General features: G+C 64.6%; 22 protein-coding genes and 1 pseudogene. 15 read left to right on the top strand and 8 right to left on the bottom strand.

Annotation, left to right across the window (positions count from 1 at the left end):
• Nucleotides 1-107: 107 nt before the first annotated feature.
• Nucleotides 108-302: pseudogene (locus ACE3P0_RS20405) on the top strand (transposase domain-containing protein); the annotation flags it as partial.
• Nucleotides 303-485: 183 nt separating this feature from the next.
• Here the strand turns inward: ACE3P0_RS20405 and ACE3P0_RS20400 are convergent.
• Together ACE3P0_RS20400 and glmS are read right to left on the bottom strand one after the other, a co-directional pair.
• Nucleotides 486-914 carry an HAD domain-containing protein gene (locus tag ACE3P0_RS20400; protein WP_374404640.1) on the bottom strand — a complete coding sequence of 143 codons (429 nt, stop codon included), beginning with the start codon at nucleotides 912-914 and terminating at the stop codon, nucleotides 486-488.
• Nucleotides 915-1568: 654 nt separating this feature from the next.
• Nucleotides 1569-3398, bottom strand: a complete 1830-nt coding sequence (gene glmS, locus ACE3P0_RS20395) for a glutamine--fructose-6-phosphate transaminase (isomerizing) (protein WP_374404639.1) — start codon at nucleotides 3396-3398, stop codon at nucleotides 1569-1571.
• 168 nt (nucleotides 3399-3566) lie between these two features.
• Here glmS and ACE3P0_RS20390 point away from each other — a divergent pair, with 168 nt between their 5' ends.
• Nucleotides 3567-4034, top strand: a complete 468-nt coding sequence (locus ACE3P0_RS20390) for an Lrp/AsnC family transcriptional regulator (protein WP_374404638.1) — start codon at nucleotides 3567-3569, stop codon at nucleotides 4032-4034.
• Here ACE3P0_RS20390 and ACE3P0_RS20385 read toward each other — a convergent pair.
• Genes ACE3P0_RS20385 through glmU form a run of 3 tightly spaced genes read right to left on the bottom strand, consistent with a single transcriptional unit; the run spans nucleotide 4031 to nucleotide 6784 of the window.
• Entirely contained in the window at nucleotides 4031-4531 is a 501-nt protein-coding gene (locus tag ACE3P0_RS20385; RefSeq protein WP_374404637.1) for a GNAT family N-acetyltransferase, read from the bottom strand. The two genes, ACE3P0_RS20390 and ACE3P0_RS20385, sit on opposite strands and share 4 nt — an antisense overlap.
• A 49-nt stretch (nucleotides 4532-4580) precedes the next feature.
• Nucleotides 4581-5411, bottom strand: coding sequence for a substrate-binding periplasmic protein (locus ACE3P0_RS20380; RefSeq protein ID WP_374404636.1), 831 nt, complete (start codon nucleotides 5409-5411; stop codon nucleotides 4581-4583).
• A gap of 11 nt (nucleotides 5412-5422) precedes the next feature.
• Nucleotides 5423-6784 carry a bifunctional UDP-N-acetylglucosamine diphosphorylase/glucosamine-1-phosphate N-acetyltransferase GlmU gene (gene glmU, locus ACE3P0_RS20375; RefSeq protein WP_374404635.1) on the bottom strand — a complete coding sequence of 454 codons (1362 nt, stop codon included), beginning with the start codon at nucleotides 6782-6784 and terminating at the stop codon, nucleotides 5423-5425.
• A 186-nt stretch (nucleotides 6785-6970) separates the two neighbouring features.
• Here glmU and ACE3P0_RS20370 point away from each other — a divergent pair, with 186 nt between their 5' ends.
• The 12 genes from ACE3P0_RS20370 to mtgA all read left to right on the top strand — a co-directional run bounded on the left by ACE3P0_RS20370 (nucleotide 6971) and on the right by mtgA (nucleotide 17502).
• Nucleotides 6971-8377, top strand: a complete 1407-nt coding sequence (locus ACE3P0_RS20370; RefSeq protein ID WP_374404634.1) for a bifunctional enoyl-CoA hydratase/phosphate acetyltransferase — start codon at nucleotides 6971-6973, stop codon at nucleotides 8375-8377.
• A 51-nt stretch (nucleotides 8378-8428) separates the two neighbouring features.
• Nucleotides 8429-8605 (top strand): hypothetical protein, encoded by a 177-nt coding sequence (locus ACE3P0_RS20365; RefSeq protein WP_374404633.1) that lies wholly within the window; start codon nucleotides 8429-8431, stop codon nucleotides 8603-8605.
• Nucleotides 8606-8690: 85 nt separating this feature from the next.
• The gene (locus ACE3P0_RS20360; protein ID WP_374404631.1) at nucleotides 8691-9269 is read left to right on the top strand and encodes a DJ-1/PfpI family protein; all 579 of its coding nucleotides are present in this window, start codon (nucleotides 8691-8693) and stop codon (nucleotides 9267-9269) included.
• An 81-nt stretch (nucleotides 9270-9350) separates the two neighbouring features.
• Nucleotides 9351-9722 carry a ribbon-helix-helix domain-containing protein gene (locus ACE3P0_RS20355; protein ID WP_172202558.1) on the top strand — a complete coding sequence of 124 codons (372 nt, stop codon included), beginning with the start codon at nucleotides 9351-9353 and terminating at the stop codon, nucleotides 9720-9722.
• 111 nt (nucleotides 9723-9833) lie between these two features.
• Nucleotides 9834-10658 carry an undecaprenyl-diphosphate phosphatase gene (locus tag ACE3P0_RS20350; RefSeq protein WP_374404630.1) on the top strand — a complete coding sequence of 275 codons (825 nt, stop codon included), beginning with the start codon at nucleotides 9834-9836 and terminating at the stop codon, nucleotides 10656-10658.
• A 159-nt stretch (nucleotides 10659-10817) separates the two neighbouring features.
• Nucleotides 10818-11405, top strand: a complete 588-nt coding sequence (locus tag ACE3P0_RS20345; protein ID WP_374404629.1) for a PEP-CTERM sorting domain-containing protein — start codon at nucleotides 10818-10820, stop codon at nucleotides 11403-11405.
• A 56-nt stretch (nucleotides 11406-11461) separates the two neighbouring features.
• Nucleotides 11462-12031 (top strand): YqiA/YcfP family alpha/beta fold hydrolase, encoded by a 570-nt coding sequence (locus ACE3P0_RS20340; protein WP_374404628.1) that lies wholly within the window; start codon nucleotides 11462-11464, stop codon nucleotides 12029-12031.
• Entirely contained in the window at nucleotides 12028-12915 is an 888-nt protein-coding gene (gene rarD / locus ACE3P0_RS20335) for an EamA family transporter RarD (protein ID WP_374404627.1), read from the top strand. Before ACE3P0_RS20340 ends, rarD begins: the two co-directional genes overlap by 4 nt.
• 60 nt (nucleotides 12916-12975) lie before the next feature.
• Entirely contained in the window at nucleotides 12976-14883 is a 1908-nt protein-coding gene (locus ACE3P0_RS20330; protein ID WP_374404626.1) for a ribonuclease catalytic domain-containing protein, read from the top strand.
• 24 nt (nucleotides 14884-14907) lie between these two features.
• Complete coding sequence (locus ACE3P0_RS20325) at nucleotides 14908-15951, top strand: TonB family protein (protein WP_374404625.1); 1044 nt, start codon at nucleotides 14908-14910, stop codon at nucleotides 15949-15951.
• Between the two features lie 25 nt (nucleotides 15952-15976).
• A complete protein-coding gene (aroE, locus tag ACE3P0_RS20320) occupies nucleotides 15977-16807 on the top strand; it encodes a shikimate dehydrogenase (RefSeq protein ID WP_172202551.1) in 831 nt (276 codons plus the stop codon).
• A complete protein-coding gene (gene mtgA, locus ACE3P0_RS20315; protein WP_374404624.1) occupies nucleotides 16807-17502 on the top strand; it encodes a monofunctional biosynthetic peptidoglycan transglycosylase in 696 nt (231 codons plus the stop codon). The genes aroE and mtgA overlap by 1 nt, the downstream gene beginning before the upstream one ends.
• 32 nt (nucleotides 17503-17534) lie before the next feature.
• Here the strand turns inward: mtgA and ACE3P0_RS20310 are convergent, their stop codons facing one another.
• From ACE3P0_RS20310 to ACE3P0_RS20300, 3 genes are all read right to left on the bottom strand, one after another.
• Nucleotides 17535-17987, bottom strand: a complete 453-nt coding sequence (locus ACE3P0_RS20310; RefSeq protein ID WP_374404623.1) for an N-acetyltransferase family protein — start codon at nucleotides 17985-17987, stop codon at nucleotides 17535-17537.
• Between the two features lie 129 nt (nucleotides 17988-18116).
• Nucleotides 18117-18503, bottom strand: coding sequence for a hypothetical protein (locus ACE3P0_RS20305; protein ID WP_374404622.1), 387 nt, complete (start codon nucleotides 18501-18503; stop codon nucleotides 18117-18119).
• A gap of 155 nt (nucleotides 18504-18658) precedes the next feature.
• Nucleotides 18659-19141, bottom strand: a complete 483-nt coding sequence (locus ACE3P0_RS20300; RefSeq protein WP_206254319.1) for an Lrp/AsnC family transcriptional regulator — start codon at nucleotides 19139-19141, stop codon at nucleotides 18659-18661.
• Between the two features lie 125 nt (nucleotides 19142-19266).
• Between ACE3P0_RS20300 and ACE3P0_RS20295 the strand changes: the two genes are divergently transcribed.
• On the top strand, nucleotides 19267-20475 hold a 1209-nt coding region (locus ACE3P0_RS20295; protein ID WP_374404621.1), incomplete at its 3' end, for a methionine gamma-lyase.

Raw genomic sequence — 20475 nt, 5'->3', positions numbered from 1 at the left:
ATGACGGCCAAAAGACCTGTTGGCTCAAGGTGCTGCGGGTGGAAACCAGCAAACTTTCCATAATCGGCGACTGAGGATAATTGCGGTTATCGAAACATTGCGATAACCGCAAGAACTGGCTCTTTGCGGGCAGCCTGCGTGCCGGACAACGCGCCGCTGCCGTGATGAGCCTGGTGCAATCGGCCCGCCTCAACGGGCACGACCCTTACGCTTACCTCAAGGATGTGTTGATGCGACTGCCGACTCAGCCGGCCAGCCGCATTGGCGAGTTGCTGCCGCATCGCTGGCAGCCTGAGGACTGATCGCGCGCATCCATACTGCGTCAAGAGGGGTTGGGCGGACGCTTACTGAACGGCAGCTAAGGCCGAAACGCGGACGATAATGGAACGATAGGCTTATTGGGGCCGACTAGCACGTCGCCGGTCAAAGTGGCCTTTGCAGTTTATGAAATGGAATGATGGGCGCTAAGGTGCAAGGGTGTCCCCTCACGTACGAAAGTGTTGCTGCAACGCTTCGATACTCTCCGGCGTCAAACCAACCCTTGAGTCGCAAACAATCACCCGTTCTCGCGTCGCGAACAACGTGGGTTCGTCATCCAATGCGATCCATGCGGCGTCCGTTCGTCCGTTGGTGTCAAGCCACATCCGGCATTCGCGCTCACGCACGGCGGCCGGTGCTGGCTCCAGCGCTGCCCGCGGAAAGATCGGCGTTGCTCCAATCACGCGTTCGGCAATCGTGGCAGTGAGTTTTGAACGCAGCACAGCCAAGGGGAATATCTGGCGCCAGCTGGTCGACAGGACGATCTCTACGTCGCATTGTTCGGCCAGAAAGGTATCGAGTAGATGCGCCCTGGTGAACTTCTCCGCCTTGTTGAGCGGGTGTAGCACTCCGTCGAAATCAAGGAACAGGATCATGAGAGCACAACCACTATCGCCAGGTCGATGCTTCATTCTCGCGTATACCTCTTTCGAGTGGGCGCCCCGATGGACTCGCGACCACTAGAGTGGGCTGTCCCCGGTCGGCTAGGCAAACCCGGTCCCGTCGCGAGCAAGACGGGCCACACGTCCCCTCCGGTAACGATTGTCCGCTATCGCACAAAGCGGCGGACTGCAGAATTCAGAGCTGACATTCACCCGCTCAAGATCGCTGACGCTTTAAGGTGAACTAAGGCCGCTCCGTGTCAGTGGCGGCTCGTAACGAGCGGCCTTTCCAGTCCAAAAACAGCCAAGGAGCTCCTGACATGGCACGCGGCAGCTAGAGGGCTACCGCGGCCATCCGAGAGGCTACGATTTTCGCTGGAGATATGCCGGCACCGACCCCTGTAACTTGGCGGCTGTGGGTCAGGCCTTCCAGGACAATCCATCAACCAGATTGCGTACAAATTCTTGACGGGAGGCTTTGCCAAGCTCCATGTCAATAGGCCTAGCTCATTGACAACCTTGGCCGCAGAACCTCACTTCGTCCCTCGCCGCGAACAGTTGCATCTACGTGCCACGACTCGACGGACTTACTTTTCCTCCGACGGACTTTCTTTTCCGGCATCAAATTGCGCCGCAACCGCTCGGCGACTACTCGACAGTGACGCTCTTTGCGAGGTTACGCGGCTTATCCACATCAGTGCCACGCGCGCAGGCGGTGTGATACGCCAACAACTGCAGCGGCACGACGTGCAGGATCGGTGACAGCGCGCCGTAGTGTTCCGGCATGCGGATGACGTGCACGCCCGCTTCGCTCTCGATGTGGGTATCGGCGTCCGCGAATACGTAGAGTTCGCCACCGCGCGCGCGCACTTCCTGCATATTGCTCTTGAGCTTGTCGACGAGTGTGTCGTTCGGCGCTACGGTAACGACAGGCATGGCAGCATCGACAAGCGCGAGCGGGCCGTGCTTGAGTTCGCCAGCCGGGTAGGCTTCGGCGTGGATGTAGGAAATCTCCTTGAGCTTCAGCGCGCCTTCAAGCGCGATCGGGTAGTGCAGGCCACGGCCGAGGAACAGCGCGTTTTGCTTCTTCGCGAACTCTTCGGACCAGGCCATGATCTGCGGCTCGAGCGCAAGCACTGCCTGCAGCGCCACCGGCAGATGGCGCATCGCCTTGAGGTGCGCCGCCTCCGATTCCGCCGTGAGCTGGCCGCGGACTTTGGCGAGCGCCAGCGTTAGCAGGAACAGGCCGGCCAGTTGGGTAGTAAAAGCCTTCGTGGACGCGACACCGATTTCGACACCAGCACGCGTGATATAAGCGAGCTTGCATTCGCGCACCATGGCGGAGGTCGACACGTTACAGATGGTCAGCGTGTGCTCCATGCCGAGGCCGCGCGCGTGCTTCAGCGCGGCGATGGTGTCTGCCGTTTCGCCGGACTGGCTGATCGTCACGACCAGGCTCTTCGGATTCGGCACGCTATCGCGGTAACGGTACTCGCTCGCGATCTCGACGCTGGTCGGAATCTTCGCGATCGACTCCAGCCAATACTTGGCGGTTGAGCCCGCATAGTAGCTGGTGCCGCAGGCAAGGATCAGCACCGAATCGATGCCCTTGAACACGGCTTCGGCGTTGTCGCCGAACAGGGTTGGCGCGATCGCCTCGACGCCTTGCAGCGTGTCACCTACGGCGCGCGGCTGCTCGAAGATTTCCTTCTGCATGAAGTGACGATAGGGTCCCAGTTCCGCCGCGCCAGTGTGCGCATGAACGGTACGCACCGGACGTTCCACGCGCACAAAACCGTCGCTGCCTGCACGCGCCTCGATCCAGTACTTGCCTAGCTGCAGGTCGACGACGTCGCCCTCTTCGAGGTAGATGATCTGGTCGGTCACACCCGCAAGCGCCATCGCATCCGACGCAACAAAGTTCTCACCCTGGCCAACCCCCAGCACCATCGGCGAACCTTCGCGCGCGCCAACTACGCGATGCGGTTCGTCGCGGCAGAACACGGCAATACCGTAGGCGCCCTTCAAGCGGCGCGTGGCGCGCTTGACGGCGTCGAACAGATCACCGTCGTAGAGAGAATCGACCAGGTGTGCAATGACCTCGGTATCGGTCTGGCTGTCGAACACATAGCCCTTGGCCTTGAGTTCGGCGCGCAATTCATCGTGGTTCTCGATGATGCCGTTGTGCACCAGCGCGATGCGATCGCGCGAGAAGTGCGGATGGGCGTTGTGCACCGCTGGCGCCCCATGCGTGGCCCAGCGGGTGTGGGCGATGCCGGTGAAACCTTCGACATGCTCAGCGTGCACTTGCGCATCCAGTTCTGCCACACGCGAGGTGCTGCGCGCACGCCTCAGCGCGCCGTTCTGATGCACCGCCACACCACAGGAGTCGTAGCCGCGGTATTCAAGCCGCTTAAGACCCTCAACGAGGATAGGGACGATATTGCGCTGGGACACTGCACCGACGATGCCGCACATGGAGCACTCCACGATTGAGATGGGAAGATGCTCGCACTATAGGCAGCAGTCGCGGCAATGAGCTTGCCAAATTCGCACAGAAGTGAAATATTCCTTCACCAAGACAGTTTGGCGCAATAATATTTCGTTTTTTATGGATTTGTGATGATTTCCAACAGCACCCCAGGCTTGGACGCCACCGATCTCCGCATCCTTGATCAGTTGCAACGCGATGCCAGCCTAACCAACCAAGCCTTGGCGGCAAGCGTTCATGTCTCGCCGGCGACCTGCATGCGCCGGGTGCGAAAGCTCATCGAAGCCGGAGTAATCGAGCGGCAGGTGGCGATCTTGTCCACGGAACGCCTGGGGGCCGGGCTGACTGCAATCGTCGAAGTCACGCTAGACGCCCAGTCCGCCGACCACATGCAGGCATTTGAAATGCGCGTCGGCAACGCGGCTGAGGTGCAGCAGTGCTACCGGGTGTCGAGCGGCCCAGACTTCGTCATGATCCTTCAGGTTGCCGACATGGCGGCCTATCAGACGCTGGCGCATCGCTTGTTTGCGGGCGACGCCAACGTGCGTAACGTCAGGACCTTCTTCTCGGTCAAGCGCAGCAAGTTCTCGCCGGCGATCAGTCTTCCCAGCGCAGCCGCTTAGCCAGCAAAAGGGTGCGTTGCTGCGGGGCGCTCCGGCGCTCGAACGTAGTGCAGATCGAACTCGTCGCTGCTGCATCGAACAAAATCGTGCTTCAGGTAGAAGTCATTGGCGGGGCTATCACGCAGCGCGGTCACACGTAGGGGCAACCCCGTCCGAGCGCTTTCCATGATGAGCATGCGCATCACCGCGCTGCCGAGGCCACGGCCCTGGGCGGCCGGCATCAGGTACAGGTGCTGCAGCACCAAAGCGTGATCTGTCCGCCGCAGCATGTAGAAGCCAACACGCGCCCCTTCGCAGACGATGTGTTGCGTCATCGCCGGAATCCAGCTGTCGGCTAGGCGGCGGCGTACGCGAAGCGGATCGAAGCGGCCGATCTGCTCGAGGCTGCTGCGCATGGCGGCGAGACGAATCTGAAGCAGACTCTCGAAGTCATCCGCGCTCGCAGGCTCGAAATGCGGCGCGCTGGCCGGCAGCGGCAACCGGGTACGCATGTCCATCAGCGGAGCCCCGTAATCCCGGCCGGCGCATGACGCCAGAACGTCCGCATCACGGCTTGCTCGTCCGCTGACGGGTGACGGGCTCCCGCACCACGTAGCGCGCACGGCGGGCGGCAGTCTCACCGACGAAACGCGCGAGGATGCGCGTCGTGGTGCCGTCATCACGCATGGCACGCACGGCACGCACCAGCGCTTCAGCGTCATCCGCATCAAGCGGCGGAGCATAGAAGGCCCAGCCACCGATCTGCGGGGCGGCGCCATCAAAAGGCAGTACGGTTACACGATGCGACGCGCCGAGCGCGGCGAGCTTGCCGCGATAGACCAGCGGGAACTGGAACACTGCGTCCACGCGGCCCGCAACGAGCTTGCGGTAGAGGTCGTCAATCGAACTCGATTCGTCGACGCGCCCCGGCCCAAGACCCGCGAGAAGCGCTTCGATCTCGGGCCCGTAGTTCATACCCCGGACGCGACCAAAAACAAGGCGCGGATCAGCGAGCACGGACTTCACGCTCAGCGGCGCGGCGACATGCGTCGTGCTCACCAGCAAGTCATGCACAAACTGTTCCGTCGGGATGAACACGTAACCCGGTGCGGGCGGCTTCTGCACCGAGTAAGCGAGGATCGCGACGTCGCCGTGTTGCCGCATGGCACTGATGCGTGCCGCCGGCACTTCATCGACCTGCAGGTTGCAGCCCGAACGCCGCGCGAGTTCGGCCACTAGCTCGGGCACATAGCCTTCAACACTGCCTTCCGAACCACGATGGGCCACATCGCCGAGCAGCGCGACCGGAACGGTGTAACTGGCCTTGCAGCCCGCCGCGTGGGCGGCATGCGCCAGAACACAGGCGAGCGCGCCAAGCACCAGCGAAGCCAGGCGCAAGCCCGCGCGCCTCATTTGGGTTGTTTGACCGGCCGCTTCCAGCCAGGAACGGTCAGCTGCTTGGCACGCGAGAGGGTCAGATCACCCGCCGGCGCATCCTTGGTCAGCGTAGTGCCAGCGCCCAGCGTTGCCCCCTTGCCAACGCGCACCGGAGCCACGAGCTGGGTATCGGAGCCAATGAAGACTTCGTCCTCGATGATGGTGCGGAACTTGTTCGCACCATCGTAGTTGCAGGTGATCGTGCCGGCGCCGACGTTCACCTTGCTGCCGATATCCGCATCGCCGATGTAGGCCAAATGGTTCGCCTTCGAGTGCGCGGCGATGGTGCTGTTCTTCACTTCGGTGAAGTTGCCGATATGCACATCCTCGGCCAGCTTCGTGCCCGGGCGCAAACGCGCGAAGGGGCCGATCAGACTCTTGGCACCAACCTCGGCACCATCGAGGTGGCTGAAAGGATGGATCAGCGCGCCAGCGGCCACCACCACATCCTTCAGCACGCAGTTCGCACCAATCTTCACCCCATCGCCCAGCACCACGCGGCCTTCGAACACGCAGTTCACATCGATCTCGACATCGCGGCCGACTTCCAGCGTACCGCGCAGGTCGAAACGCGCCGGGTCGATCAGCGTCACGCCAGCGACCAGCAGCGCCTGCGCCTGGTTGCGCTGGTGCAGGCGTTCAAGTTCGGCGAGTTGCGCCTTGTCGTTGACGCCCAGCGTTTCCCACACCGCAACGGGTTGCGATGTCTTCACTTCGATGCCGTCGGCCACCGCCATCGCGATGATGTCGGGCAGGTAGTACTCGCCTTGCGCGTTGTCGTTGCGGATCTTGCCAAGCCAGCCGCGCAAGTGCTGCGCCTGGCAACAGATGATGCCGGTGTTCACTTCGCGAATCGTGCGCTCGGCCTCGCTGGCATCCTTGTGCTCGACGATGCGCACCACACGATGGGAGCCGTCACGCACAATGCGACCGTAACCGATCGGGTCCGCCATATCGACGGTCAGCAGCGCGAAACCCTCGGTCCCCGCCGCGGCAACCAGTTCGGCCAGCGTTTCACGCCGTGTCAGCGGTACGTCGCCGTAGAGAATCAGCACCGGGCCAGATTCCGGCAGATGCGGCAGCGCCTGGGCCACGGCATGGCCCGTGCCCAATTGCTCTGCCTGCAGCGCCCACGCGAGATCCGGTGCATTCAGCGCGGCACGAACCTGCTCGCCGCCGTGGCCGTACACCACACACAATTTCTCTGCCCCCAGTGAGCGCGCCGTTGCCAGCACATGGCCCAATAGCGGGCGGCCCGCGAGCGGTTGCAGCACCTTCGGCAATGCGGAACGCATGCGTTTGCCTTGGCCGGCAGCGAGAACGACGACGTGCATGGGAAGCCTTTCGGAATGCGGGATCGGGCGGATTTTAGCATCGCCGCCCACCACACCCGACGCGGGCTGCATCACGACAAGGGCGCGCGCGTTTCATCTGGATCAAATCCGGCGCTGCGTACATCGCCATGCAAACCAACGCGGCATAACATGGTGTTCCGCAGTGCAGCAAACCGAGGGGTCGTGATGTCTGCCGTTGCCACTGAACACATCGAAAACCGCACTTTCGACGAGATCCAGCCGGGCCAGTCCGCGCGACTGACACGCACCCTGCGCCTGCAAGACATCCAGCTCTTCGCGGTGGCATCGGGCGACCTCAATCCGACCCACCTCGACAGCGACTACGCACGCGATGTCGGTTTTGCCGGTGTGGTGGCGCACAGCATGTGGGGCGGCACGCTGGTTTCATCCTTGCTGGGCAGTACGCTGCCGGGCCCCGGTACCGTGTATCGCAGCCAGAACCTGCGCTTTCTCGCCCCGCTGAGCCTGGGCGATACGCTGACCGTCACCGTGACCTGTCGCGACAAGCATGCCGCGACGCACTGCGTGACGATGAGCTGCGAGGGCGTGAACCAGGACGGCGAACGCATCTTCGAGGGCGAGGCAGAGGTGATCGCGCCCACTGTGAAGGTGCGCAAGCCGGTGCCGGAACTGCCCGAGGTCACCGTCAACGACAGCCAGCGCCGCTATGGCAATCTGATCGCGCTGACACAGGGGCTCAGCCCGATCCGCATCGGCGTCGCGTGGCCCTGCTCCGAAGACTCCCTGGTCGGCCCGCTGCAGGCGCGCGACGAAGGTTTGGTCACCCCGGTACTGGTCGGCCCGCGCGCGCGAATGGAGCGGCTCGCGGCGCAGTATGGTGCCAGCCTGGATGGCGTCGAAATCATCGATGCGGAGTTCGAGGCAGACGCCGCGAAATTCGCCGCGGCGCTTGCGCGTGACGGGCGCGTCGATGCGCTGATGAAAGGTAGCCTGCACACCGACACCTTCATGGGCGCAGTCGTGTCGCGTGACGCAGGCTTGCGCACCGGACGCCGTGTCAGCCATGTGTTCGTGGCCGATGTGCCGACCTACCCGCGCCCGCTGCTGATCACCGATGCGGCGATCAACATCGAGCCGACGCTGGAAGAGAAGGTCGACATCCTGCAGAACGCGATCGAGCTGGCGCAGGCGATGGGCATCACGACCCCACGGGTAGCGATTCTCTCGGCGGTCGAGATGGTCACGACCAAGATCCGCTCCACCTTCGAAGCCGCCGCGCTGTGCAAGATGGGCGATCGCGGGCAGATCCGCGGCGCACTGCTTGACGGCCCGCTGGCGTTCGACAACGCCATCTCGATGCTCGCCGCCAAGGCCAAGGGCATCGAATCGGAAGTGGCCGGGCGTGCCGACATCCTGCTGGTGCCGGACATGGAAGCCGGCAACATGCTGGCCAAGCAATTGCACTACCTCGCCGGTGCGCTGCTCGCTGGCGTGGTGCTCGGCGCACGCGTGCCGATCGTGCTGACGAGCCGGGCCGACACCGCGCAAAGCCGCTCGATCTCGTGTGCGATCGCGCAGCTGCTCGCGCACAAGCGTCCGCGGGCGATGTAGGCGGCGCTCGCCGCGTTAGCATGGCGGGCCACCATCCATGCAACGCCTGCCATGTCCAGCCCGAACCCCGCACCGATTGCCCTGATCGCCCGCATTACCGGTTTTGCAGCGATCTTCTTCGGCACCAGCCGTCTGCTCGACGGTGAATGGCTGACCGGCAGCGCGCTCGTCGCGCTGGCCCTCGCAGCGGGGTTCATTGCCTGGCGCATCGAAAGCGCCCGGCGGTAACCGGTTAACACCCACCCGCCACAGCCCGGGCGAAGAATCCTCTCACGGTCGCGCAGTTGGCCGGAACTCAACAGAGGAGACAGCCATGGGTAAGAAGATCCTGATGCTGGTGGGCGATTTCGGCGAAGACTACGAAATCATGGTGCCGTTCCAGGCGCTGCTCGCGGTAGGCCACACGGTCCACGCGGCCTGCCCCGACAAGAAGGCCGGTGACGCGATCGCCACCGCCATCCACGATTTCGAGGGCCAGCAGACCTACTCGGAAAAGCGCGGCCACAACTTCACGCTCAACGCGAGCTTTGCCGATGTCCGGGCCGAGACCTACGACGCGCTGGTGATCCCCGGCGGGCGCGCGCCCGAGTATCTGCGGCTCAACCCGGCCGTGATCGCCGCGGTGCGGCACTTCTTCGACGCCGGCAAACCGGTCGCCGCGATCTGCCACGGCGCCCAGGTGCTGGCCGCCGCGCGCGTGCTGGAAGGCCGCACCTGCTCGGCCTACCCGGCCTGCCGCGCCGAAGTGGAACTCGCGCACGGCAAGTACGCCGAGATCGCGATCGATGCCGCGGTCACCGACGGCAATCTCGTCACCGCGCCCGCATGGCCGGCACACCCCGCCTGGATCGCGCAATTCCTCGCCGTGCTCGGCACGCGGATCGAGGCCTGAGCAGTCGACTTCGCAGGGGCTACGATCTCATCCGCGGCAGGTCGCCCGGCCTGCCGCGCTGCGTCCGGGGGGATCGCTCTCATGTGTCAGGTGTTCATCGGCGCCGATGCGGCGCTCTATCAGGCGCGCGCCCGCTCGCTGCGCTTGCGTGGCGTATCCACATCGATCCGGCTCGAGAACCTGTTCTGGCGCGTACTGGAAGACATTGGCGCACGCGACGGCCTGAGCCTGTCGCAGCTCATCGCCAAGCTCTACGATGAACTTGCCGAGACCGACGGCGACCTTGGCAATTTCACGTCCTTCCTGCGCGTCAGCTGCCTGCGCTACCTCTCGCTGCAGTTGCTCGGCGCGATCCCGCAAGGCAATGACATCCCGATCGCGAGCCTCGACGCCGCTCGCGTGCTGGCAGCGGAACGCGCCCTGCGCAGCGCCGCCACACAAAGCCGGATGTAACCGCCGCGCGTGCCACGTTGCACGCTGCGCCGCCGAAGTCGCCCCGCGGCGACACGGGATTGTTGCAGTGCAACCGTATAATCGGCGCACCCTCTTCCTCCCTTGCTCCCCATGGACCTGCTGATTTTGCTGAAGGCGCTGATTCTCGGCGTCGTCGAAGGCCTGACCGAATTCCTGCCGATCTCTTCCACCGGCCACCTGATCCTTGCAGGTCAGTTGCTCGACTTCAACGACGAGCGCGGCAAGCTGTTCGAAATCGTGATCCAGTCCGGCGCGATCTTTGCCGTGGTGCTCGAATACCGCCAACGACTGGTCGGCGCGTTCATGCACGCGCGCAGCGATGCGCAGGCGATGCGCTTCCTCGTAAACGTCGCGATCGCCTTCGTGCCGCTCGCGGTGCTGGGTCTGTTGTTCGGCAAACAGATCAAGGCCCACCTCTTCAATGCGCCGGTGGTGGCCTCCACCTTCATTCTCGGTGGCCTCGTGATCCTGTGGGCCGAGTCGCGCCAGAAATACACGCGCGTCGAAACGGTCGATCAGATGACCCATCTCGACGCCCTGAAGCTCGGTATCGCGCAGGCGTTCGCGCTGATCCCCGGCACCTCACGCTCGGGCTCCACGATCATCGGTGGCATGCTATTCGGCCTCTCGCGCAAGGCGGCAACCGAGTTCTCGTTCTTCCTCGCGATCCCGACGCTGTTCCTCGCCTCGCTGTACCAGCTCTACAAGGAACGCCACCTGCTGGTCGCCGATGATGCCGGCATGTGGGCGGTCGGCTTCATTGCCGCCTTCGCATCGGCCTACCTGTGCGTGCGCTGGCTGCTGCGTTACATCATGACGCACGACTTCCGCATCTTCGCCTGGTACCGCATTGCCTTCGGCCTGCTGATCCTGCTCACCTGGCAGATGGGTTGGGTTGCCTGGGTCGATCACTAACCCACTTGCCAGCCGACGACGATGTCGGCGGCATTTACACAAGCACCACGCAGGGCCGCAGTCATACGACCGCGGCCCTTGTCGTTTATGGGCCGCCAAACAACAGGTCCGCCCCTTGCTTGAGAGACGGCCGTCCCCTCATCACATCCGGCAAGCACCATGAAACTCGGCAAACTCATCGTCGCCATTCTGGCGAGCGCGGCCGCAACCGCTTCGTTCGCATTCCCGATCGCCCCCTTGGGCACCGAAGGCGTCAAGGTTACCGTTACCTCGACCGACGATATCGTCGCCACCTACCAGGGCAATTCGGCGGGCTACAGCAACGACCTTTACCTCGTGCTGAACGGGCTCGGCGCGCCGGGCGACGACGGCGACCTGAGCAACGACCTGTTCCTCTTCAACAACCATGCGTCGGCAGTCGGCAGCACGGTCACGCTCGGCAGTTTTGCTGTTGGTACCGAACTGATTTTCCGTCTGCATGTGAACAACACCGGGGACGACTTCTACACCGGCCCGAGTACCCGCAATGCGGACGGGAAGCCGCACGCGCGCGTGCAATCGGAATGGATGCCGCATGAGGCCCTCGTGAGCTTCGAGGATCTGATCAACACGCCGGAATACCCGGGCGGCTACAACGACCTGAGCTTCTCGTTCACGAACACTCGCGGCGCCGAAGTCCCCGAACCCGGCACGCTGGCGCTGATCGGCCTTGGGCTCGCAGCGGCAGCCCTGCGTCGCCGCGGCTGATATCTACGCAGTTTCGCTGAGAGGCAGAACGGCCCGGATGCGCTAAGCTCCGGGCCGTGATCATTTATCTCCACGGTTTCCGTTCGTCGCCCGCGTCGTCCAAGGCGCAGGATCTGCAAGCGCGCCTGCGCGCGCTCGGGCGCGGTGACGCGTTCTGGTGCGAGGCCTTGTCGCACGAACCGGCGCGCGCCATCGCCCAGGCCGAGGCGGCGATCGCCGCCGCGCCGGTGCGGCCGACGCTGGTCGGCAGCTCGCTAGGCGGTTTCTATGCGACCTGGCTCGCCGAGCGCCACGACCTGCGTGCAGTGCTGATCAATCCGGCGGTATTCCCCGAGGGATTCGACGCCTCGCCCTTTGTCGGCCGGCATGAAAACCTCTACACCGGCGAGCCCTTCGATTTCACCTGGGAACACGTCGCCCAGATCGAAGCGCTGCGCCTGCCCACGCTTGCACGCCCCGAACGCTTCTGGCTGCTGGCTGAGGAGGCGGACGAAGTGCTCGACACGCGCGTCTCGGTGGCGCGCTTCGCCGGTGCAAGACAGACTGTATTGCCGGGCGGCGATCACAGCTTCACGCGCTGGCACGACTACATCGACGCGATCATCGAATTCGCGTCCGCGCGGTGAGCAGCAAGCCAGCGCGCACCGGGCTCGCCTGCGCGCTCGGCGCGTTCAGCGTCTGGGGCCTGTCTCCGCTGTACTTCCACGCGGTCGGATCGATCCCAGCGGGCGAGATCGTCGCGCACCGTGTGCTGTGGTCTGTGCTGCTGCTAGCGGCCTGGATCCGCTGGCGGCAGGGCTACGGCACGCTGCGTGGGGTGTTCGGGCAGCCGCGGCTGCTCGCGCTGCTGGCCCTCACCGCCAGCCTGACGAGCCTGAACTGGCTGGTGTTCGTGTGGTCGGTCGGCGCTGGCCGGCTGGTCGAATCGAGCCTTGGCTACTTCATCAACCCGCTCGTGAACGTACTGTTCGGCCGCCTCTTCTTGGGCGAACGGCTGCGCCCACTGCAACGGGTGGCGGTGAGCGTCGCCACCGCGGGCGTCGCGCTGAAAGTCTGGCAGACCGGCCAGTTGCCGTGGATTGCACTGTTCCTCGCCGGCACCTTCGGCACCTACGGGCTGCTGCGCAAACGCGCACCGATCGATGCGCAGAACGGCCTCTTCATCGAGACCTTGTTGGTGACGCCGATCGCACTCGCCTACCTCAGCTGGCAAGCAGCCCAGGGCGAGTTGCATCTGGGCGCCACGCACGTGGTGACCGCGCTGCTGCCCTTCGCCGGCGTCATGACCACGATCCCGCTCGCGCTGTTCGCCGAAGCGGCGCGCCGCCTGCCGCTGTCGACCGTGGGCCTGGTGCAATACCTGTCGCCGACGCTGAACTTCCTGATTGCCGTGCTGATCTTCGGCGAGGCCTTCCGCGGTGGAGACCTGGCGGCCTTCGGGCTGATCTGGACCGCGCTGGCGCTGTACTCGGCCGACGCGCTGCGCGCCGGCAAGCCCGCCAAACGCTGAAGCCGCCGGGCGCATCAGGTGCTCCGCTATACTTTGCGGTTTGCTTGATCCTGGGCTGCCATGCACGTGCTGTTCGAAGAGGATGGGGCCTTCAAGCCCGCCACGATCCTCACCCAAACCGATACCTCGCTTCAGGTGGAAACACCGCATGGCAAGCGGGTGAAGCTCAAGACCGCCAACGTGCTGATGCGCTTCGACCGCCCCGCCGCCGGCGAGCTGATGGCCGCCGCTGAGCGCGAAGCCGAGGGGCTGGAGACGGAGTTCCTGTACGAGGTGTGTGGCGACGACGAGTTCGCCTTCACCGACCTGGCGCAGGACTACTTCGGCCATGTACCAAGCGCGGTCGAATCGGTCGCGCTGCTGCTCAAACTGCAGGCCTCGCCGGTGCACTTCCACCGCAAGGGCAAGGGTCGCTTCCGCAAGGCACCGCCCGAGATCCTGCAAGCTGCCCTCGCCGGCCTTGAGAAGAAACGCCTGCAACAGGAAACCGTGGAGCGCTACGCCAGCGAACTGGAAGCCGGCCGCCTGCCGGCGGAAGTCGCGGCGATCGTCACGCAGCTGCTGGTGAAGCCCGATCGCAACAAGCTCGAAACCAAGGGCGTGGAGCTCGCCTGCGAGCGCAGCGGCCGCACGCTGCCGCAACTGCTGCTCGCCTGCGCCGCATTCCCGAACGCCCACGCTTACCACCGTGCGCGCTTCCTGTCCGAACACTTCCCCGACGGCATCGGTTTTCCGCCGCACGAGGTGCCGGCGCCAGTACATGCGCTCGCGCGCGCCGACGTACGCGCCTTCTCGATCGACGACGCGACCACCACCGAAATCGACGATGCGTTCTCGATCACGCCGCGCGCAGCCGGCGGCTGGCACATCGGCGTCCACATCGCCGCACCCGGCATCGGCATTCCGCAAGGCGCCCCGCTGGATGCCGTCGCACGCAAGCGGCTATCCACGGTGTACATGCCGGGCGACAAGATCACGATGCTGCCGGACGATGCGGTGTCGGCCTACACCCTGTCGGAAGGGCGCGACTGCCCGGCCGTTTCGCTGTACGTCGACGTCAATGCGGATTACTCGATTGCAGGCCATTCGAGCCGCGTCGAGATCGTGCCGGTGGTGGCCAACCTGCGTCATCACGACATCGAACCGTGGTTCAACGAAACGACGCTCGCTGCCGAACTACCCGACGCGCCCTGGCGCGATGAGCTGAAGCTGCTGTGGGAGTTCGCGACCGTACTCGAAGCCGGCCGCGGCAAGCCTTCGGCGAACCAGAACGCGTTCGACTTCAACTTCTACGTCGATTGGGACAGGGAAACCGCAGACGGCCCCGGTCTCGTTGATATCCAGCGCCGCAAGCGTGGCTCGCCGCTCGACAAGCTGGTAGCCGAATTGATGATTCTCGCCAACAGCACCTGGGGTCGCGTGCTGGCCGACGCGGGCATCCCGGCGATCTACCGCGCGCAAACCGGCGGGCGCGTGCGCATGACGACCGCCGCCGCGCCACACGACGGCCTGGGCGTGGATTGCTATGCCTGGTCCAGCTCGCCACTGCGCCGTTACGTCGACCTGGTGAACCAGCGCCAGCTGATCGCCCTGCTGTCGAACGAGCCGGCGCCTTTCAGCAAGGGTTCGGCCGAACTCGCCGCGGCGATGAACGACTTCGAACTCGCCTACGCCGCCTATGCCGACTACCAGCGCCAGATGGAGCGTTACTGGTGTCTCCGCTGGCTACGCCAACAGAGCCCGGACTACCAGCCAGAGGGCCATGTGTGGCGCGAGAACCTGGTGCGTTTCAACGACATTCCGCTGGTGGTCAAGGTGCCGTCACTGCCCAACCTCGATGCCGGCACGCATATCCGCCTCGCGATCGAGCGCTACGACGACCTCGCGCCAGACCTCGTCGCCCGCTATGTCGAGACGCTCGCGCCTGATGCCGATGTCCTGACGACGGACGAGGAAGACGGCCTGTAATCTGCGCGTTACACTCGCGTCCCGATGCCCAACGCCCAGACTCCACGCAAACCCGCAGCGGCCGCGCCAACTGCCCGCACCTCCGGTGCCCGGGCGCATGCGGCCGCCGCTGCGGAGGCTGCCAAAACCGCGCCCGTAGCGGCGAAGCCCGCACCAGCCAAGCCGGCGCCGGCCAAGCGCCGCCGCCTGCGCCTGCCACCCGCCACGCGGCGCATCGGCAGCGAGAACATCTTTTGGGGTGCGGTCGCCTTATCGATCGTGCTGCACGCGGTGCTGCTCGCGCTGCAGTTCTCGATGCCGGACAGCAAGATGAATCGCCAGCGCGACAAGGGCCTCGACATCGTCCTGGTCAACGCCAAGCATGCCCATGCGCCGAAAGATGCCCAGGCACTCGCGCAAGCCAACCTCGACGGCGGCGGCAACAGCAAGACCAAGGCGCTGCCCACCACGCCGCTGCCGCCACAAGACCAGACCCGCGACGGCGAATCCCTGATGGAAGCGCAGCGTCGCATCGAGCAGCTCGAAGCGCAGCAGCGCGAACTGCTCAAGCAGAGCAAGAGCCTCAAGCAGTCGCAGATCGATCTCGCGAAACCGCAGCAGAATCCCGAGCCCCCGAAAGTGGCTGGCTTCGAGCTGGTGGAGCACGCACGCGCGATCGCCCGCCAGGAAGCGGTGATCGACAAGAACCTGCAGGAATACGCGCAGCGGCCGCGCAAGGCCTTTGTCGGCGCCCGCACCACCGAATACCGCTTCGCGCAGTACGTCGAAGACTGGCGCCAGAAGATCGAGCGTGTCGGCACGCTGAACTTCCCGCGCGACCGCAACGGCAAGATCTACGGCAGCCTGCTGATCGCCGTCGAGATCAAGTCCGACGGCTCGATCGCCAGCGCCGAGGTGCGCCGCTCGTCCGGCAATCAGGTGCTGGATGACGCCGCGATGCGGATCCTGCAGCTTGCCTCGCCGTTTGCCCCGTTCCCGGCGAACATCCGCAAGGATGTCGACGTGCTGGTGATCGCACGTACCTGGAACTTCTCGAAGGAAGGCGACGCGCTGGATGCACGGCGCTGAGCGCAAGCCACCACAGGAGCCAGCGATGGACCGCTACGCCGTCTTCGGCAATCCGATTGCCCACAGCAAATCGCCCTTCATTCATGCCCGCTTCGCCGAGCAGACCGGGCAGGCCTTGCGCTATGAGGCGCGCCTCGCGCCACTGGGCGGCTTTGCCGAGGCGGTTGCCGCCTTCCGTGCGGAAGGTGGCCGCGGAGCCAACGTAACCGTGCCCTTCAAGCTCGATGCGTTCGCACTGGCCGACCGCCGTTCGGCGCGTGCCGAAGCCGCCGGCGCCGCCAACACGCTGCTGTTCGACGAGCGCGGCATTCTTGCCGACAACACTGATGGCGTCGGCCTGGTGCGCGACCTCGCGCAGCTCGGCTGCGTACTCGATGGCGCACGCGTACTGCTGTTGGGCGCAGGCGGTGCGGCGCGCGGCGCGTTGTTGCCCTTGCTGGCCGAAGCGCCGTCGTCGCTGACCATCGCCAATCGCACGCCGGAAAAGGCGCTCGCGCTGGCGCAGCAGTTCCAGCCCGAAGGCCGCGCCTGTGCGCTTGCCGGTTGTGGTTTCGACGGCCTTGCCGGCGGCACGTTCGATGTAGTGATCAACGCCACATCGTCGTCGCTATCCGACGATGTGCCCCCTCTGCCGCAAGGCATCTACGCACCTGGTGCGCTGGCGTACGACATGATGTACGGCCGCGATGAGACGAGCTTCATCGCCGCGGCCCGCGCGCTCGGTGCGGCCCGCGTGTCGGACGGGCTCGGCATGCTCGTCGAACAAGCGGCTGAAAGTTTCTTCCTGTGGCGCGGCGTGCGCCCCGACACCCTGCCTGTACGCGCAGCGCTGCGCGAGGCGATTGCCCAATCCTGATGATGCTGAAGTGGTTCAAGCGTGCGCTGCTCGCGCTGCTGCTGTTGTTTCTTGCGTACCAACTGTGGGTGTTCGGACTCGTGCTGTGGTGGAAATGGAACCCGCCGCAGCAGACGAGCTTCATGTCGCTGCGCCTCGCCGAACTGCGCGAGAAGACGCCTGATGCGCAACTCAAGTATCAATGGGTGCCGTACGAGCGCATTTCGCCCAACCTCAAGCGCGCCGTGATCGCGGCAGAGGACGACGGCTTCGTCGACCACGAGGGCTTCGATTGGGATGCGATCGAGAAAGCGCTGGAGAAGAACGATAAGCTGGCCAAGCGCGGCAAGCCGATCCGTGGCGGCTCGACGATCAGCCAGCAACTGGCGAAGAACCTGTTCCTGACCCCTACGCGCAGCTATGTACGCAAGGCCGAGGAAGCGCTGATCACCGTGATGATCGAGCACCTTTGGGACAAGCGCCGCATCCTGGAGGTGTATCTGAACGTCGTCGAATGGGGCAACGGCATCTTCGGTGCCGAGGCGGCTGCACGGCGCTACTTCAATATTCCGGCTGCGCAACTGGGCACTGGGCAGGCGGCGCGCCTCGCCGTGATGCTGCCGAACCCGCGCAAGTACGAAAAGAGCTTCGGCCCACGCCTGGCAGCCCACGCCGCAAGCGTCGAGCGGCGGATGCGCTTCTCCGAAGTGCCCTGAGCCAATGCGCCCCAGCGGGCGCCCCCTCAGCCCTACAACACCTTGTTGTAGGCGTAGTAGACCTCATCGCGCTGCCAGCCTTGTGATGCGTAAAGCGATTGCGCAGTGAGGTTGGTCTTTGCCGTCGTGAGTTCCATGCGTGCGAAGCGCTGGGCGCGGGCGAACGCCTCGGCGGCCTGCAACAGCGCTGCCCCGGCACCCGCCTTGCGCGCTGGAGGCAGCACGAACAGATCGTTGAGAATCACGATCGGCGCGGCGACCAGGGAACAGAAGCTCGGGTAGAGCTGGCAGAAGCCCAGCATCTCGCCGGGAGCGGACTCCGCGACGAAGACGAAGGACTGATGCCGCACCAGCCGTTCCCGGATGAATGCCACAGCAAGCGGCAGGTCGGCCGCCTGCTGGTAGAACTGGCGATAGGCATCGAACAGCACGGCCAGCGCGTCAACATCATTGGCCGTCGCAAGCCGCGTGGAAATCTGGGTCATGGGGTTGGTCTACCGGAGGTGCGTGGCAGGCGGCGGAGCGTATCCCGCCGGGCTCGATGCGTCAGGCGCGCAAGCGTAACGCAACGTGCGGCCAAGGGATGCGGAAAAGACCTCGCGCGATCGAAGCGCCTACGCGTCAGCACCCGCGCGCATCACGAGGCCTGCCAGCGCGGCAACAAACCATGGGATCGCGAGGCTGCCGAGCAGGACCAGCGTCTGATGCAGATCGGAGCGCTGCGGGTCGGTCGCGCCCAGCACGATCAGTGCGGACAACAGCGCGGAAGGGTAAAGCGCCGCACGCAGGCGACCATGGCGTGCTTCAAGCGCCACCGCGAGCCGGTACAGTAGCCCGAGCGTCAGCAATGCGTAGAGCACGAGCACCGGCAGCCCAAGCGCCGCGAAACCGTGCAGGGTTTCGATCGCGCCGCAATCGTTCATCGCGCACGCCGATTCGGCAAGCATCAGCGTGCCGCTTGCAGCAATCAGCAGGACCAGCAGGTAGAGCGTCACGGGCATTCGGGGGCACGCCTCGGAAGCTGCAGAAAAGCCAAGTCTAAAAGTGCGCACTCAACAGGTGGCCGATAAGTTGCGCGGCTTTTGCTGCAACTCAAGGGCCAACCGTGGCGCCGGGCCGCGATCGAGGCACCGCGCCGACCGCAAGGCCGGCGGATTCATCCGGCAATCGGCAAGGCCCGTGTGGATTTGATCTCCTTGAGCGAGAAGCTCGAATAGATCTCCTTCACGCCGGGCAGCGCGCGCAACACGTCGCGCGCGAACACGCCGAAACCTTCCAGATCGCGAGCCACCACTTCAAGCAGAAAATCGTAGCGGCCCGACACATTGTGACAGGCGATGACTTCCGGGATCTCGGCGATGCGCGCCTCGAAATCGCGGCTCAAGGGCTGGGCATGGCTCTCAAGCATGATGCTGACGAACGCGGTGACGCCGTAGCCGAGCTTCTTCGCATCCAGCACTGCACGATAGGCCTGAATGTAACCGTCGTCTTCCAGACGCCTCACTCGTCGCCAACAGGGGGATTGGCTGAGGTACACGCGCTCGCCAAGTTCGGCAGTGGTGAGGCGGGCGTTGTCCTGCAGCGCGACCAGAATCCGCCGGTCCGTAGCGTCCAGATTTTCGACGATCGTTTTATCCACTCACACCACCGTTTGCGCATTAGTCATGCGCACTCTATCGCCGTATCGGCATGGTTTGCAAAAATTCGGCCGGTCGAACTCGATAGGATTGCCGCATCGAAATGGCGATCTGAGGCGGGTGCAGCATGACTCACGACAACCGGGCGCGGGGCTTTGCCACGCGCGCAATCCACCACGGCTACGATCCGATGAGCCATCAGGGCGCACTGGTGCCGCCTGTGTATCACAGCAGCACATTTGCTTTCCCGAGCGTCGAACACGGTGCCGCCTGCTTTGCTGGCGAAGCGCAGGGCTACATCTACACCCGCATCTCAAACCCGACCCTGGCACTGCTCGAAGCACGCATTGCGGCGCTGGAAGGCGGCGAGGCGGGCGTGGCCTTTGCATCCGGCATGGGGGCGATCACCTCCACGCTGTGGACCCTGCTCTCACCGGGTGACGAAATCCTGGTCGACACCACGCTATACGGCTGCACCTTCTCGTTCCTGCATCATGGACTGGCGAAGTTTGGCGTGAGCGTTCGCCACTGCGACATGACCAGCACCGTCGCAGTGCAGCGCGCGCTGACGGCGCAGACCAAGGTGGTGTATTTCGAAACGCCTGCCAACCCAAACATGCGCCTGGTGGACATCCGCCAGGTTGCGATGCTCGCACGGGCAAACGGCGCGATCACGGTGGTCGACAACACCTACTGCACGCCCTACCTGCAACGGCCGCTGGAACTGGGCGCAGACATCGTGGTGCATTCGGCCACCAAGTATCTGAGCGGCCATGGCGACGTAACCGCCGGGCTGGTGGTATGCGATGCCGCCACTGCAGAGCGGATCCGGCTCGTCGGGCTGAAGGACATGACCGGCGCCGTGCTGTCACCGCTCGACGCCAATCTGGTGCTGCGCGGCATCAAGACCCTGGCGCTGCGCATGGAGCGCCACTGCGATAACGCCAAGGCGATCGTGCGCCTGCTTGCGCACCACCCGCTGGTCGAGCGGGTGCATTACCCGGACCTGCCGGACAACCCGCAACGCATGCTGGCGCTACGCCAGATGAAGCGCGCCGGCGGCATGATCGCGTTCGAACTCAAGGGCGGCATCGAAACCGGGCGCCGCTTCATGAACGCGCTGCAACTTGTGACGCGCGCCGTGAGCCTCGGCGATCCGGAGACGCTGGCACAGCACCCGGCCAGCATGACGCATTCGACTTACACGCCGGAGGAGCGCGCGGCACACGGCATCCCGGAAGGTCTGGTGCGTGTGTCGGCCGGCCTTGAGGATGCGGAAGACCTGCTCGCCGATATCGAACAGGCCCTTGCCGTCGCCGCGGTCGGCGTGCCAGGC

This window comes from Niveibacterium sp. (assembly GCF_041909475.1).
Classification (GTDB): Bacteria; Pseudomonadota; Gammaproteobacteria; order Burkholderiales; family Rhodocyclaceae; genus Niveibacterium.
Note: the sequence above shows the minus strand (reverse complement) of the source record. Positions and strands in the feature narration are given on the sequence as shown.

Excerpts from the sequence above, each read along its gene's own strand:
- glmU (WP_374404635.1), bottom strand. The coding sequence starts at position 6,784 with ATGCACGTCGTCGTTCTCGCTGCCGGCCAAGGCAAACGCATGCGTTCC.
- glmS (WP_374404639.1), bottom strand. The coding sequence starts at position 3,398 with ATGTGCGGCATCGTCGGTGCAGTGTCCCAGCGCAATATCGTCCCTATC.
- ACE3P0_RS20305 (WP_374404622.1), bottom strand. The coding sequence starts at position 18,503 with ATGCCCGTGACGCTCTACCTGCTGGTCCTGCTGATTGCTGCAAGCGGC.
- mtgA (WP_374404624.1), top strand. The coding sequence starts at position 16,807 with ATGATGCTGAAGTGGTTCAAGCGTGCGCTGCTCGCGCTGCTGCTGTTG.
- ACE3P0_RS20345 (WP_374404629.1), top strand. The coding sequence starts at position 10,818 with ATGAAACTCGGCAAACTCATCGTCGCCATTCTGGCGAGCGCGGCCGCA.
- ACE3P0_RS20350 (WP_374404630.1), top strand. The coding sequence starts at position 9,834 with ATGGACCTGCTGATTTTGCTGAAGGCGCTGATTCTCGGCGTCGTCGAA.
- ACE3P0_RS20325 (WP_374404625.1), top strand. The coding sequence starts at position 14,908 with ATGCCCAACGCCCAGACTCCACGCAAACCCGCAGCGGCCGCGCCAACT.
- ACE3P0_RS20385 (WP_374404637.1), bottom strand. The coding sequence starts at position 4,531 with ATGGACATGCGTACCCGGTTGCCGCTGCCGGCCAGCGCGCCGCATTTC.
- aroE (WP_172202551.1), top strand. The coding sequence starts at position 15,977 with ATGGACCGCTACGCCGTCTTCGGCAATCCGATTGCCCACAGCAAATCG.
- ACE3P0_RS20360 (WP_374404631.1), top strand. The coding sequence starts at position 8,691 with ATGGGTAAGAAGATCCTGATGCTGGTGGGCGATTTCGGCGAAGACTAC.
- ACE3P0_RS20370 (WP_374404634.1), top strand. The coding sequence starts at position 6,971 with ATGTCTGCCGTTGCCACTGAACACATCGAAAACCGCACTTTCGACGAG.
- ACE3P0_RS20355 (WP_172202558.1), top strand. The coding sequence starts at position 9,351 with ATGTGTCAGGTGTTCATCGGCGCCGATGCGGCGCTCTATCAGGCGCGC.
- ACE3P0_RS20310 (WP_374404623.1), bottom strand. The coding sequence starts at position 17,987 with ATGACCCAGATTTCCACGCGGCTTGCGACGGCCAATGATGTTGACGCG.
- ACE3P0_RS20400 (WP_374404640.1), bottom strand. The coding sequence starts at position 914 with ATGATCCTGTTCCTTGATTTCGACGGAGTGCTACACCCGCTCAACAAG.
- ACE3P0_RS20330 (WP_374404626.1), top strand. The coding sequence starts at position 12,976 with ATGCACGTGCTGTTCGAAGAGGATGGGGCCTTCAAGCCCGCCACGATC.
- ACE3P0_RS20365 (WP_374404633.1), top strand. The coding sequence starts at position 8,429 with ATGTCCAGCCCGAACCCCGCACCGATTGCCCTGATCGCCCGCATTACC.